The organism is Actinomadura sp. B10D3 (genome assembly GCF_039871695.1).
In the GTDB taxonomy this organism is placed as follows: Bacteria; Actinomycetota; Actinomycetes; order Streptosporangiales; family Streptosporangiaceae; genus Spirillospora; species Spirillospora madurae.
The window spans coordinates 94,641-108,506 of sequence record NZ_JBDPLY010000007.1 but is presented as its reverse complement, the minus strand read 5'-3'; the positions used below and the strand labels follow the sequence as shown (position 1 = coordinate 108,506).

General features: G+C 72.8%; 14 protein-coding genes. 7 read left to right on the top strand and 7 right to left on the bottom strand.

Annotated features, from left to right (window positions below):
- Window positions 1–24 precede the first annotated feature (24 nt).
- The 5 genes from ABGB11_RS14045 to ABGB11_RS14025 form a co-directional block, all read right to left on the bottom strand.
- On the bottom strand, window positions 25–972 hold the full coding sequence (locus ABGB11_RS14045) for an alpha/beta hydrolase (protein ID WP_347632628.1): 948 nt from the start codon (window positions 970–972) through the stop codon (window positions 25–27).
- A gap of 136 nt (window positions 973–1,108) precedes the next feature.
- Window positions 1,109–2,437 (bottom strand): DUF4185 domain-containing protein, encoded by a 1,329-nt coding sequence (locus ABGB11_RS14040; RefSeq protein WP_347632626.1) that lies wholly within the window; start codon window positions 2,435–2,437, stop codon window positions 1,109–1,111.
- A gap of 116 nt (window positions 2,438–2,553) precedes the next feature.
- Window positions 2,554–3,345: an SDR family oxidoreductase gene (locus ABGB11_RS14035; RefSeq protein WP_347632624.1), complete on the bottom strand. Its 792-nt coding sequence runs from the start codon at window positions 3,343–3,345 to the stop codon at window positions 2,554–2,556.
- Entirely contained in the window at window positions 3,342–4,388 is a 1,047-nt protein-coding gene (locus tag ABGB11_RS14030) for a DUF4432 family protein (protein WP_347632622.1), read from the bottom strand. Before ABGB11_RS14030 ends, ABGB11_RS14035 begins: the two co-directional genes overlap by 4 nt.
- Window positions 4,388–5,155, bottom strand: coding sequence for a phytanoyl-CoA dioxygenase family protein (locus ABGB11_RS14025; RefSeq protein ID WP_347632620.1), 768 nt, complete (start codon window positions 5,153–5,155; stop codon window positions 4,388–4,390). The genes ABGB11_RS14030 and ABGB11_RS14025 overlap by 1 nt, the downstream gene beginning before the upstream one ends.
- Window positions 5,156–5,254: 99 nt before the next feature.
- Between ABGB11_RS14025 and ABGB11_RS14020 the strand changes: the two genes are divergently transcribed.
- The 3 genes from ABGB11_RS14020 (at window position 5,255) to ABGB11_RS14010 (ending at window position 7,770) form a co-directional block, all read left to right on the top strand.
- A complete protein-coding gene (locus ABGB11_RS14020) occupies window positions 5,255–6,190 on the top strand; it encodes a sugar kinase (protein ID WP_347632618.1) in 936 nt (311 codons plus the stop codon).
- Window positions 6,191–6,517: 327 nt separating this feature from the next.
- The gene (locus ABGB11_RS14015; protein ID WP_347632616.1) at window positions 6,518–6,946 is read left to right on the top strand and encodes an anti-sigma factor; all 429 of its coding nucleotides are present in this window, start codon (window positions 6,518–6,520) and stop codon (window positions 6,944–6,946) included.
- A 65-nt stretch (window positions 6,947–7,011) separates the two neighbouring features.
- Entirely contained in the window at window positions 7,012–7,770 is a 759-nt protein-coding gene (locus ABGB11_RS14010; RefSeq protein WP_026401215.1) for an RNA polymerase sigma factor SigF, read from the top strand.
- Between the two features lie 57 nt (window positions 7,771–7,827).
- Here ABGB11_RS14010 and ABGB11_RS14005 read toward each other — a convergent pair whose 3' ends face one another.
- The gene (locus ABGB11_RS14005; protein WP_347632614.1) at window positions 7,828–8,373 is read right to left on the bottom strand and encodes a hypothetical protein; all 546 of its coding nucleotides are present in this window, start codon (window positions 8,371–8,373) and stop codon (window positions 7,828–7,830) included.
- A gap of 89 nt (window positions 8,374–8,462) precedes the next feature.
- On the opposite strand from ABGB11_RS14005, the gene ABGB11_RS14000 reads away from it, so the two are divergent.
- The gene (locus ABGB11_RS14000) at window positions 8,463–9,404 is read left to right on the top strand and encodes a diacylglycerol kinase family protein (RefSeq protein ID WP_347632612.1); all 942 of its coding nucleotides are present in this window, start codon (window positions 8,463–8,465) and stop codon (window positions 9,402–9,404) included.
- A 292-nt stretch (window positions 9,405–9,696) separates the two neighbouring features.
- Window positions 9,697–9,951, top strand: a complete 255-nt coding sequence (locus ABGB11_RS13995; RefSeq protein WP_021598588.1) for a WhiB family transcriptional regulator — start codon at window positions 9,697–9,699, stop codon at window positions 9,949–9,951.
- A gap of 60 nt (window positions 9,952–10,011) precedes the next feature.
- Here ABGB11_RS13995 and ABGB11_RS13990 read toward each other — a convergent pair whose 3' ends face one another.
- Window positions 10,012–11,700 (bottom strand): histidine kinase N-terminal domain-containing protein, encoded by a 1,689-nt coding sequence (locus tag ABGB11_RS13990; RefSeq protein WP_347632610.1) that lies wholly within the window; start codon window positions 11,698–11,700, stop codon window positions 10,012–10,014.
- Window positions 11,701–11,776: 76 nt separating this feature from the next.
- On the opposite strand from ABGB11_RS13990, the gene ABGB11_RS13985 reads away from it, so the two are divergent.
- Together ABGB11_RS13985 and ABGB11_RS13980 are read left to right on the top strand one after the other, a co-directional pair.
- Window positions 11,777–12,946, top strand: a complete 1,170-nt coding sequence (locus tag ABGB11_RS13985) for an aminotransferase class I/II-fold pyridoxal phosphate-dependent enzyme (protein WP_347632608.1) — start codon at window positions 11,777–11,779, stop codon at window positions 12,944–12,946.
- Between the two features lie 36 nt (window positions 12,947–12,982).
- Window positions 12,983–13,786, top strand: a complete 804-nt coding sequence (locus ABGB11_RS13980; protein ID WP_347632606.1) for a GntR family transcriptional regulator — start codon at window positions 12,983–12,985, stop codon at window positions 13,784–13,786.
- Window positions 13,787–13,866: the final 80 nt, after the last annotated feature.

Here is a 13,866-nt window from a genome sequence, read left to right as displayed (position 1 = left end):
CAAGAAGTAAAGTCATCTAATCACTTAGCGACTGGGCTGTCCAGACTCCGCGGTGAGACATCTCCGCAGGACGGCGCGCTCTTCCTCGAACGCGAGCCGTCCCAGCCGCGCCGACATGATGCCGTCGAAACCGTGGCAGGCGCCCGGCACATGGTGAAGCTCGGTGGGGACGCCCGCCCCGATCAGGCGGTGCGCGTGGGTGAGCCCCTCGTCCCGCAGCGGGTCGTACTCGGGCACCAGCACGTAGGCCCGCGGCAGGCCCGACAGGTCTTCGGCCCGCGCGGGCGCCGCGTAGGCCGGGACGGCCGTCCGGCCGCCCAGGTAGTGGCGCCACATGTGCTCGACGTTGGTGCTGTTGAACAGCGGCGGCCGGGTGAACGCCCGCATCGAGGGCGTGTCCATCCGGTCGTCCAGGACGGGGTAGAGCAGCATCTGGAAGACGAGCGGAGGGCCGCCCTCGTCCCGCGCCCGCAAGGCCACGGCCGCGGCCAGCGCGCCGCCCGCGCTGCCGCCGCCCACCGCGAGGCGCTCCGGGTCGCCGCCGAACCCGGCCGCGTGCTCGTGCGCCCACACCGTGGCCGCGTAGCAGTCGTCGAACCCGGCCGGGAACGGATGCTCGGGCGCGAGCCGGTAGCCGGCGGACACGACCGCGATCCCGTCCCGGCCGGCGAACGTCACGCACCGCTCGTGCTCGTTGTCGAGCGACCCGGTGACGAATCCGCCGCCGTGGAAGTACACGAGCACGGGCACGGGACCGGGCGCCTCCCGCGGCCGGTACACGCGCACCGGGACCGGCGGCGCCCCGGGCGGCCCCGGGATCGTCCTGTCCTCGATGCGCACGCCCTCCTCGTCGGCCGGACGGGAGAGGGCGGAGACCAGGTCGCGCATGGCGGCGCGCGCCTTGAGCGGATCCTCCAGGCCGACGTACGGCATTCCCGCGAGCGCGGCGGCGAGCTCGGCGTCCAGGGTCATGGTCCGGACCTCCTGGTGTCGTGGACGCTGGTGTCGTGGACGGGGACGCGCCCCCGGGCGGGAGGTCCCGGGGGCGCGTGGGAAGCGGTATCGCCGTGGACGGAACGGCGATTCCGCTGCTTGTGGGTCCTCCCCGTCAGCCGGAGACCGGGAGGTTGATGTAGCGCGCCCGGTAGATGGTCACGTCGCGGTAGTTGTCGTTCGCCGGGCCCTTGGTGGCGTCCATGCTGTTGACGTTGTACGAGATCACGAGGTTGCCGCTCGACGACAGCGACGCGTGCTGGTGCGCGTTGTAGGTGAAGATGTCCGGGTCGCCGTAGGAGCCGAGCGGCCCGGTCTCGGGCGTCCGGTAGACGGTCTGCTCACCGGTGAACGGGCCGTCCGCCGAGCACGACAGCAGGACGTCGATCTCGGCGCCGAACGCGATGCTCGCGTCCTGGTTGACCATCACGTAGTGCGAGCCGCGCCTGGTGACGCTGAACTCGTTCGACACACCGCTCATCAGCCGCGCCGAGGCCGTCTCCGAGCTGGACCAGCCGCCGGCGGTCCGGTACTCCCACGTCCCACGCAGGTCGGCGCCCTTCACGCGGGCGATGTGCAGGTACTTGGTGTTCACCTGCGTGTCGGGGTCGGTGTAGTCCTCGGTGCCGTAGATGTAGGTGTGGCCGCCGTCCCGCAGCAGCGCCGACCCCCACTGGACGCCCGACGCCGACGGCATCGCCTTCACCTTGGTCGGCGTGGTCAGATTCCCGGCGGAGAAGCGGGCGAGGACGTTGTCCTTGAACTTCATGTCCCACCCGGTGCCGTTGTCCGGGTCCGGGTCGTAGTACTCGCGGTAGAGCTGCTGCACCTCCGAGCCGCTCTGGGTGAGGTCGCCCGCCCAGTACCAGTGGGCCGCCTGCGCGGGCGGCATGACCGCCTTCGGGTCGGCGGCCGTCCCGCCGTGCACGGTGGTGAGCGCGCCGCCCGTCCCCTGGACGACGAACGAGTTGTTGAGGAATTGGGTCGTCCCGCCCTCCTCGACCACGACCGGGCGGGAGCCGTCGGCGTTCACCCGGCCGAGGAAGGTGTCGGAGTAGGCGTAGACGATGCGCCCGTCCGACAGCTTCAACGAGTACGTGGTGTCGGCGCCGGTCCAGTCGTCGAGGAGGGCGTTGCTGTTGCCGTAGGAGGTGAACTTGCCGTTGAGCGCGGCGTTCTGCGTGGCGGTGCCGAACGTCGGCGGGGCGTGCCCGGAACAGGTGGGCGCGTCGGCCTCGGCCGCGTGGCCCTTGCCCCGGGCCTTCTCGTGGCCGGCGCCGTAGCCGGGGCCGTGGCCGGGGCCGTGCCCGTGGGTGTCGGCCGCCGCCGGAACGGCGGGGGCGGCGGCGAGGAGCAGCGCGGATGCCAGGGCGGCGGCGCGCGGCCACCGCCGGGCGTGAAGGCGAGAGGGCCGTTCGGTCGACGAGGGACGGGACTCCTGCATGGAAACCTCCGCGAGCACGCGGGCGAACCTGACGGATGGGGTGGGCGGTTCGCACGGGGCTCGTGCGTCCCACATCATGAGTCATCAAATGACTTGCTGTCTAGATCTTTTGCCGTCTAGGTCTCGGGAAGCGCGGCCGGGTTGCGCGCCAGCAGCCCCCCGTCCACGCGGTGCTCGGCACCGGTGACGAAGGACGACCGCGGCCCGGCGAGGAACGCCACCACCTCCGCGACCTCGTCCGCCGTCGCGACGCGCCCCAGCGGATGGGCCCGCCCCCACTCCTCGACCTGCGCGTCCTGGCCCTTCTCCCCGCGGAACAGGTCGGCGGCCCAGCGCAGCATCGGCGTGTCCACCGATCCCGGGCAGACGACGTTCGCGCGGATGCCGTCGGCGGCGTGGTCGAGCGCCATCGCCCGCGTCAGCGCGTTGATCGCGGCCTTGCTCGCGCTGTAGGCCGCGACCCGATCCTGGGACACGAACGCCTGCACCGACGACATCGTGACGATCGTCCCGCCGCCCCGGCGGCGCAGCTCGGGCACGGCGGCGCGGCAGGCGAGGAAGACGCCCTTGACGTTGACGCCGAGCACCTCGTCCCACAGCTCCTCGGACGTCTCCTCGACCGTCCCGTACCGCTGCACGCCCGCGCACGTCACCAGCACGTCGAGGCCGCCGTACCGGGCCACGGCGTCCGCGACCAGCCCGTCCATCGCCGCCGCGTCCGTGACGTCGGCGACGGTCCCGGCGACCTCCAGGCCCTCCGCGCGCAGCTCACGCTCAGCCCGCTCGACCTCGGCGAGGCCGCAGAACACGACCGCGGCGCCATCGCGAGCGAGCCGTTCCACCACGGCCCGCCCGATCCCGAGGGACCCGCCGGTCACCACGGCGACCTTGCCTTCGAACTCCGTCATTGCTCCCCTCCGATGACCCCCGCGCGCAGCCACAGGCTCCGCCGGGCATGCGGTCCGAGCCTGAGCGCGCTCCCGTTGGCCGCCGCCGCGGCCAGCCCGTCCGTCGGATACCCGGCGAACGGCTCCAGTCCCACCACGTGGGCGCGGCCCCACCACGGGTGCCCGGTGGTGGCGCCGAGCTCCTGCCACAGCCACAGGTGCGGCAGGACGGCCACGTCCCAGCGCACCCGCATGCCGAGGCCGTCCGGGGCGACGACCTCGTAGCGCCCCTCCTCCAGGCCGGTGATGTAGACGATGTCGCTCGGCGCACCGCGGTCCGGGACGACACCGAGATCGACGGTCCCGCCCCCGTCCGCCGGCACGTGCGGCCACGCGTACGGCCCTCCGGCCCGGACCCGCCGCCCGCCCGGCGCGATCGCCGTCTCGTGCGGGACGACCTGCGCGCCGTCCGGCAGCCTGATCCGGTGCCCGGGACGCAGGAAGGGCGCGCCGAACACGATGTGGTGCCCCCACATCGCGTCCAGCGGCACCCCGGACTCGTTGACCAGCTCCTCCTCGACGACGAGCTCGGCCTCGCCGGACCGGAGCCGAAACGTCTTGGCCACCCGCAGCGGCATCCGCCGCGCCCGCACGGTCAGCCGGACGGCGACCTCCCCGGCGTCGTCGGCCACGACGGCGACGTCCCACGCCAGCCCCGCCACCTCGCCGTGCTGCGCGAACGCGGCGCCCCGGTAGGTGCTGGGCGCGCCGCCGTTCGGCAGCACCTCCTGCCAGCCGCCCTCGTAGGAGTCGAGGAACAGGGCGGTGTCGTCGGCCGCTCCCCCGGCCACGTCGCGCGGGTCGCGCGGCCCGTCCGGCGACAGCCACACGAAGTCCATGTCGCGCGGCTTGTAGCAGAACTCCGCGACGTCGCCGCCCTTGCCCGCGAGGACCGTCACCCGCACCAGCTCGTTCTCCAGCACGACCGCGTCGATGCCGGCCCAGGTGGTCTCGTGGACGCGGGCGCCCCAGTTGCGGGACGGCCGGTGCCTGCGGACGCCCATCAGCTCCAGTTCTCCGCGCCGCTGAAGGCGAAGTGCTCGCCGGGGACGTAGCGGGGCCGCGGCTGGTACTCGTTCACGCCCGGCTCGCCGCGCAGCAGCAGCGCGGACGGCCACGGCAGCGGCTCCTCGGTGATCCTGGTCGAGGTCGGGATGTACCGGATGGTCAGCCCGCAGCGCCGGTAGGGCGAGTCGTTGGCGTTGCTGCCGTGCATGATGTTCGGGTGGTGGACCTCGACGTCGCCGGGTTCGAGAACGAGGTCCGCGGCCCGCGACTCGTCCACGCCGGCCGCGCTCTCCACGCCGAAGACGGCCTCGGCGTCCTCGCGCTCGCGGACCTCGTGCAGGTCCTCCTTGTGGCTTCCGGGGATGACGCGCAGGCAGCCGTTCTCCGGCGTCGAGCGGTCGACGGCCAACCACAACGTCACGACGCGCATCGGATCGAGCGGCCAGAACGCGCCGTCCTGGTGCCACAGGACGGCCTTGCCCGTGTAGGGCGGCTTGGAGATGTAGGCGGACGCGAACAGCGCGATGTCGGGGCCGATGAACCGCTCGGCCACGTCCAGCAGCCGGTCGTCGGAGACGAGCCGCACCCAGAACGGGTCCTTGGCGACCAGCTCCGTGGACAGGTCCTCGCCGGACCGCTCGGGGTACCGCCGCTGGAGCCACCGGACGTGCTGGTCCGCCTCGGCGATCAGCGCGGGGTCCAGCACGTTCCTGAAGATCGCGTACCCGTCCTCGTCATAGCCTCGCATCGGATCGTCGTGCATGGGGCGTCCCTTCGTCCGTGATCCGCACCACCCGAAGTGTTAGTCATCTGATGACTTGTTGTCTAGATGTATCCTCGCCCGAACAGAGAGGATCCGCCCGTGGACAGTCCGCGCCCCCGTCCGACCCGCATCGCCCTGGTCGGCGAGTGCATGATCGAACTCAGCCACGTCTCCCCGGACCGCCTCGCGATCGGTTACGCGGGCGACGTCTTCAACACCGCCGCGTACCTGGCCAGGAGCGCGCCTCCCGGGACCGACGTCCAGTTCGTCACGCTCGTCGGAGACGACCCGTACAGCGCGGAGATGCGGGCCTCGTGGACGGCCCACGGCGTCCGCTCCGACCACACCCGCGTCGTCCCCGGCGGCCAGGCGGGCCTCTACCTCATCCGCACCGACACCGAGGGCGAGCGGACGTTCCACTACTACCGCTCCCGATCAGCGGCCCGAGGACTCTTCGGCCCGTCCCACCCCACGGAGATCGACGAGGCCGTCGCGGGCCACGACCTCGTCTACCTCTCCGGCATCACCCTTTCGGTCCTGACCGCCGAGGCCCGCGAGCGCCTCCTGGCCGTCCTGGACGAGACCCGCCGGCGCGGCGGCCGGGTCGCCTTCGACGGCAACTACCGCCCGGCGGGCTGGCCGTCCCCCGACGCCGCCGCGTCCGCCATGCGGGCCGTCCTCAAGCGCACCGACGTGGCCCTGCCCACCCTCACCGACGACCGGGCCGTCTTCGGCGACGAGACCCCCACCGACACCATCCGCCGCCTCCGCGAAACCGGCGTAACCGAGATCGCCGTGAAGATGGGCGCCCAGGGCAGCGTGATCGCGGACACGAGCACACAGGAGCACATCCCAGCCGTCCCAGACGTAAAGGTCACCGACACCACAGCCGCCGGCGACGCCTACAACGCCGCCTACCTGGCCGCCCGCCTACAGGGAACGTCCCGCCGAGAGTCAGCCGAAGAAGCAACAACCCTGGCCGCCAAGGTAATAACCCACCGAGGAGCCCTACTCCCACCCGGCACAAGCACCTGACCAGGACGAACACACCAACCGCACCCCCGTTCCGCGCAAACCCCAGCCACCACCGCAACCCCGCAACAACCGAAAGGGCTGCGATCGCGTCCGAAGGCAGGTTCGAGCTTGCGAGAACCTGATCGCGCAGCGAGCCGCAAGGCGAGTCGAAGCGATGCAGCGATCGCCCGCAGTGCCCGACGATGGAGGGCCGCCAGGCCCGAAGGAGAAGGGCTCTGCCATGAACACGAGGAGAGAAATGCCAAGCAAACACCGCGCCGGAGTCTCGTAGCACGTCGTGTAGGCGGTAGTTTCGAAGGCAGCGGGACCATCCTGCGAGGGAGTGACGTGACCGAGGAAACCGCTGCAATGCCGGCAAGTACGAAGCTGTCCGTCCGCGACGTCGTGACGGTGAGGCTGCCTGCCGCGAGCGCCTACCTGTCCGTGCTGCGCACGGCCACCGCGGGCCTGGCGGCCAGGCTGGACTTCACGCTGGACGAGATAGAAGACCTGCGCATCGCCGTCGACGAGGCGTGCGCGATGCTGCTCGCGCAGGCGGTCCCGGGCACGGATCTGACCTGCGAGTTCGAGTTGTCCGGCGACGCGATGCGCATCTCCGTGTCGGTCCTCACGGTGGACGGCGAGGAGCCCAGCCGCGACACGTTCGCCTGGACCGTCCTGTCGTCGCTCGCCGGTGAGGTCGACGCCCGGGTGGGCGCCGACGACCGGGTCACGGTGACACTGCAGAAGCGGCGCGGTGCGGCGGGGGCCCCGTGACGGAGAAGACGACCACGGAGCAGACGACCGTCGCGGGCGCGGGTACCGAGCGGTCGGAGAGCGCCGTGCCCGACCGGGCGCGGGCGCGTGCCCTGTTCGAGCGGCTGGCCGAGCTCCCGGAGGGCGACCCGGAGCGCCAGCGCATCCGCGACCAGCTCGTGGAGCTGCATCTGCCGCTGGTGGAGTACCTCGCCCGCCGGTTCCGCAACAGGGGCGAGTGGCTGGACGACCTGATCCAGGTCGCCACCATCGGCCTGATCAAGTCGATCGACCGGTTCGATCTGGAGCGCGGCGTGGAGTTCTCCACCTACGCCACGCCCACGATCGTCGGTGAGATCAAACGGCACTTCCGCGACAAGGGCTGGGCGGTGCGGGTTCCGCGCCGGCTCCAGGAGCTGAAGCTGTCGCTGACGAAGGCGATCAGCGATCTCGCCCAGCGCGAGGGCCGCGCGCCGACGGTCAGCGAGCTGGCGGCGCACCTGCAGATGAGCGAGGAGGAGGTGCTGGAGGGCCTGGAGTCGGCGAACGCCTACTCCACGGTGTCCCTCGACGCCCCCGACTCCGGCGACGAGGACGCCCCGGCGGTGGCCGACTCGCTCGGCATGGTGGACGAGTCGCTGGAGGGCGTGGAGTACCGCGAGTCCCTCAAGCCGCTGCTGGAGAAGCTGCCGGCGCGCGAGAAGAAGATCCTGCTGCTGCGGTTCTTCGGCAACATGACGCAGTCGCAGATCGCCGCGGAGCTCGGCATCTCCCAGATGCACGTGTCCCGGCTGCTCGCCCGCACGCTGGCGCAGCTCCGCGAGGGCCTGACCGCCGACGAGTAACGGATGACGTGACGAGGGCCCCGGGGTACTCCCCCCGGGGCTCTCGGCCGTTTCCGGTCAGTCTTTGGTGGGCTGTTCCTTCAGGCGGTCCTTGAGGCGCTGCCCGAGGGAGCGCGGCTCTTTCGCGTCCGTCTCGCCCTCGGAGGGCGCCTTGCCGGCCTTGGGCGCGGTGGCCGGGACGGCGGGCCCGCCGCCCTTCTCCGCGTCCCCGCCCTCGTCCTCGTCGTGGTCGTGGACGAGCCAGGCGGTGCTCGGCGGGCTGAGGACGGCAATGAGCGCGAGGACGGCGACGACCGCCATCGGGAGCGCGATCGCGGGACGGTCGCTCTGCCACAGCGACCAGGCGATCGGCAGCGCGAACAGCTGGGTCAGCACCGTGGGGGCGCGGCTCCACTGGTCGGCGCGCAGCAGGCCGCGGGCGCACGCCAGCATGCCGAGCCCGCCGGCGAGCGCGAGGACGGTGACCCCGATCGCGCTGGCCGGGTCGACGGCTGCTCCGACGGCGGTCTCGACGCCGGTGAAGACACCGAATCCGGCGGCGGCGAGCCCCTCCGCGGCCTCGAGGGCGGCGGCGGCCCGCACGGTGAAGGGACGCTTGGTCACACCCCGAAACCCTACTCGCACCCGGCCGCCGCCCGTCCCGAGGGCGAACGGCCGCCGACCCCGTCCGGAACGATCGATACGCTGGCGCCGTGCGCGCTGTGCTCATCGCCAATCCCAAGGCGACCTCCACCTCCCGGCGGGCCCGCGACATCCTGATGCGGGCCTTCACCGGCGATCTCGACCTCGTCCTCGCCGAGACCGGCCACCGCGGCCACGCGACCGAACTGGCCAGGCAGGCCGCGGTGGACGGCTACGACGTCGTGATCGCGCTCGGCGGCGACGGGACGGTCAACGAGGCGGTGAACGGGCTGCTCGCCGACGGGCCGTCCCCGGACCTGCCGGCGCTGGCGGTGCTGCCGTCGGGGAGCGCGAACGTGTTCGCCCGCGCGCTCGGCCTGCCCGACGACCCGATCGGCTCGACGAAGGCGGTGCTGGAGGCGCTGCGGGCGGGGCGGCACCGGACGGTCGGGCTCGGCACGGCCCGCCACCCGGGCGGCACCGAGCGGTACTTCACGTTCTGCGCGGGGGTGGGGCTCGACGCGGAGGTCGTCCGGGAGGTGGAGCGGCGGCGCGCGGCCGGGGTCCGGGCCGACCCGTCGCTGTACGTGCGCACGGCCGTCCGGCATTTCTTCTCCGGCACGGACCGGAGGCGTCCCGCGCTCACTTTGGAGCAGCCGGGCCGCCCGCCGAAATCGGGCCTGTTCCTGGCCTTCATCTCCAATACGTCGCCGTGGACTTTCATGGGCCGGCTGCCGGTGAATCCGAGTCCGAAGGCGAACTTCTCGCGCGGCCTGGACGTGTTCGGGATGCGTTCCCTGGACGTGGGCCCGACGGCCGGGGCGCTGGCCCAGATGCTGACCGCGCGCCACCGTCCCGTCCAGGGAAGGCAGGTGGTCAACGTGCACGACGCGTCGGAGGTCACCCTGTGCGCCGACCGCCCGGTGGCCTTCCAGTTGGACGGCGACTACCTCGGCGAGCACCGGAGCGTGACGTTCCGATCGGTCCCGAAGGCGATCCGCATCGTCATTTGAGGACGGCGGCGCCGCAAGGTGAGAGCCAAGTAACACGGTCGTCCCGCGTGTGTGACACATGCGACACCCATACTTTGAGAATCCTTTCTCAAAGGTCTTGCGCCGTCCGGTACCCCCTGACACGCTCGAAGTGCGCCGATCGACAGAGGGCCCCAACGCCGTAGGTCCCCTGCTCGCAGCGCCGCCGAACAACCACCCCTGGACCTGGCCACCGCCACCCCGGGCGTTCGCGACATGTGAAACCGTTCACAAGTGTGGAATGTCTCCACCACCTGACGAAGGAGTGGACCGCATGGACTGGCGCCACCGCGCAGCCTGCCGTGACGTGGACCCCGAGCTGTTCTTTCCCATCGGCAACACCGGGCCCGCGATCCTGCAGATCGAAGAGGCCAAGCAGGTGTGCCGGCGTTGCGACGTGAGCGACGCCTGCCTCCGCTGGGCGCTGGAGTCCGGCCAGGACTCGGGCGTCTGGGGCGGCATGGGCGAGGACGAGCGCCGCGCCCTGAAGCGCCGGGCGTCCCGCGCCCGCACCCGCGCCCGCATCTGACCTCCCCGTCCCCAGCGCAGTAACGGCTCGCGCCGTACTGACGGCATCGGCCCCGGCCCCTCAGTTCCGGCCGGGGCCGTGGTGGTGGTCCAGGGGGATGTCGACGACGACCTCGGTGCCGCCGCCGGGGCGGGGGCGGAAGTCGAGACGGCCGCCGAGCTCCCCGACGATCAGGGTCCGGACGATCTGCAGGCCCAGGCTGTTGCTGCTCTCCACGTCGAAGTCCTCGGGCAGCCCCACGCCGTCGTCGGCGACGATCGTCACGAGGCGCCGCCCCGGCGGCGGCGCGTCCTCACGAGAGGCCTGGGGCTCGTCACCAGCGGTGGTCCGGGGCTCGTCGGAGCCGGGCGCGGGCCACTCGCCCCAGACCGGGACGCCGCCCGGGTCGCGGGGGGTCTCGCCCTCGCCGTAGCGGTGCGCGACGACCTCCAGCGTCCCGAACCGGCGGGCGAGGCCGTGTTCGAGGGCGTTCTGCAGCAGCTCGGTGAGCGCCATCGCCAGCGGCGTCGCGACCTCGGCGGGCAGGACGCCGAAGCTGCCGGTGCGCTTCGGCGCGACCTTCGTCTCCGGCGTGGACACCTCCCCCGCCATCGTGATCACCCGGTCGGCGATGTCGTCGAAGTCGATCAGCTCGTCGGGGGTGTGCGACAGCGTCTCGTGCACGATCGCGATGGACCCCACGCGCCGCACCGCCTCGTCCAGCGCGGCCCGCCCCTCCGGGATGCGCAGCCGGCGGGCCTGGAGCCGCAGCAGCGCGGCGACCGTCTGCAGGTTGTTCTTCACCCGGTGGTGGATCTCCCGGATGGTGGCGTCCTTGGTCATCAGCTCCCGGTCCCGCCACCGCAGCTCGGTGACGTCCCGGCACAGCACCACCGCGCCGATCCGCGTCCCGCCGACGACCAGCGGGATCGTCCGCAACTGCATGACCGACCCGCGCGACTCGACCTCCACCTCGCGCGGCGCCCGGCCGGACAGCACGACGCTGAGCGCCTCCTCCATCGGCTCGCCGGTGTCGCACAGGTCGGCGGTGACCTGCCCGAGCGCCTCGCCGACCAGGTCGGCGGGGAAGCCGAGCCGCCGGTACGCCGACTGCGCGTTCGGGCTGGCGTAGGTGACCCGCCCCGCCCGGTCCAGCCGCATCAGCCCGTCGCCCACGCGCGGCGAGCGGACCATGTTCGGCTCCTCGCCCGGCACCGGGAAGCGCCCCTCGGAGATCATCGTGGCGAGGTCGCTGGCGCTCTGCAGGTAGGTCAGCTCCAGCCGGGACGGCGTGCGCGCCGAGCTGAGGTTCGTGCTGCGCTGGATCACCCCGAGCACCTTGGCGCCGCGCCGCACCGGGATCGACTCCTCCCGGACCGGGATGCCGCTGCCCCACTCCGGGTCGCCCTCCCGGACGATCCGGCGCTCCCGCCACGCGACGTCGATCAGCCCGCGGCGCCCCGTCCGGACGACCTTGCCGACGAGGTCCTCCGGGTAGGCGGTCGGCCCGGTCGTGGGGCGCATCTGCGCGATCGCCACCCAGCCCGGCACCACCGCCCCGGTGTCGAGGGCGCCCCGCTGGCCGCGGCCCGGCCGGGACGCCCCGTCGGCGGGGAGGGTGTCCGCGGACCGCAGCGGCACCCACAGCAGCAGGTCCGCGAACGACAGGTCGGCCAGCAGCTGCCAGTCCGACACCAGCGCGTGCAGCCACTCCAGGTCGGTGTCGGTCAGATCGGAGTGATCGCGGACCAGATCGGTCAAGGTAGGCACGCGACCATCATCGCCCATGCTTCCTGGTGCGGGGGCCGGGTGCCCCGCCCCCCGCGCGACCTGGCAGTATCCACGCATGACCGCAGGAGCAGACCCCCTGGCGCGGCTCCGGGACGCGGCCGCGCGGCGCGCCGGGGCCGGGCTGCGCCGGACGCTGCGCCCCCGCCCCCGCCCCGACGGGCTCACCGACCTGGCGTCCAACGACTACCTGGGCCTCGCCGGCGACCGCCGGCTGGCGGAGGGCGCGGTGGCCGCCGCCCGCGCGTGGGGCACCGGCTCCACCGGATCGCGCCTGGTCACCGGGACGACCGAGCTGCACGCCGAGCTGGACCGCCGGCTCGCCGCGTTCACCGGGAGCGCCGCCGGCCTCGTGTTCTCCTCCGGCTTCCTGGCCAACCTCGGTGCCGTCACCGCCCTCGCCGGCCCCGGCACGCTCGTAGTGTCCGACCAGGTCAACCACGCCTCGATCGTGGACGCGTGCCGGCTGTCGCGGGCCCGCGTCGCGATCGTCCCGCACCGGGACACCGCCGCCGTCGAGCAGGCCCTCGCCGAGCGCGAGGAGGACGACGCCCTCGTGGTCACCGACGCGGTCTTCTCCGTGGACGGCGACCTCGCCCCGCTGGCGGCCCTGCACGCGGCCGTCCGGGCGCACGGCGCGCTGCTGGTGATCGACGAGGCGCACGCGCTCGGCGTCGTCGGCGACGGCGGCCGGGGCGCCGCGCACGCGGCCGGGCTCGCCGGCGAACCCGACGTGGTCCTCACCCTCACCCTGTCGAAGTCGCTCGGCTCGCAGGGCGGCGCGGTGCTCGGCGCGCCGGAGGTGATCGACACGCTCGTCGACACCGGGCGGTCCTTCATCTTCGACACCGGGCTGAACCCGCCGGCCGCCGGCGCCGCGCTCGCCGCGCTGGACGTCCTCGAAGCCGAGCCGGGGCTGCCGGGCCGGGCGCGCGAGCGCGCGGCCCGGCTGGCGGACCTCGCGGCCGGTTCCGGCCTGGAGACCACCGACCCCGCCGCGGCCGTGGTCCCGGTGTTCCTGGGCGAGCCGCACGCCGCCGTCCGGGCCGCCGCGATCTGCGCTGAGCACGGTCTCCGCGTCGGATGCTTCCGTCCGCCGTCCGTCCCCAAGGGCCGCGCGTGCCTCCGCCTGACCGCCCGCGCCACCCTCGACGAGGCCGACCTCACACGCCTCCGGACGGCCCTGGCCGATGTTGCGTCGTCTACCGCCCGTAGTCTTCACACATAACATCGGGAGAACCCGTGATGAACGTGAGGAGATGCCGTGACGGAGGTCAGGGGCGGGCCCCGGCACGGGGGCGGATTCCAGCACGGGTACGACCGGACGGGGCTCGGCGACCTCGGTAAGCGCCACCCGAACCAGGCGCCCCGGATCCCCAAGTACTACAAGCTCAAAGAGCTGCTGGTCGAGCTCATCCAGTCGCTGCCGGCGGGCAGCCCGCTGCCGCCCGAGCGGACGCTCGCGGAGAAGTACGAGACGTCCCGCACCACCGTGCGCCAGGCCCTCGCCGAACTCGTCGTCGAAGGCCGCCTCCAGCGCATCCAGGGCAAGGGCACCTTCGTCGCCAAACCGAAGGTCGCGCAGGAGCTCCAGCTCGTCAGCTACACCGAGGACATGCGCCACCACGGCCTGCGCCCCGAGACCCGCATCCTGGAGGCCGGCTACGTCAGCGCCGACGAGCGCCTGGCCACCCTCCTCTGCATCCGCCCGGGCGGGCGCGTCCTGCGCGTCCACCGCCTCCGCCTCGCCGACGGCGAGCCGATGTCGATCGACACGTCCCACCTCCCGGCCCGCCGCTTCCCCGGCCTGCGTCGCGAGCTCCCCCGCCACAACTCCCTGTACGAGACGCTCGCCACGGCCTACGACGTCCACCTCACCGAGGCCGAGGAGACGATCGAGACCGTCCTGGCCACCCCGCACGACGCGCAGCTCCTGGGCGTGGACGTCGGCCTGCCGATGCTCCTGCTCTCCCGCCACGCCTTCGACACCACGGGCCAGCCGGTCGAGTGGGCCCAGTCCCTCTACCGAGGCGACCGCTACAAGTTCATCACCCGCCTCAGCCGCTGACCTCCGCGCGAGCCGGCCTTTCGACCACACTTTCGAAGGATCCGGCTACGCTGGGTGCACCCCTTCTCTACGATGACCGG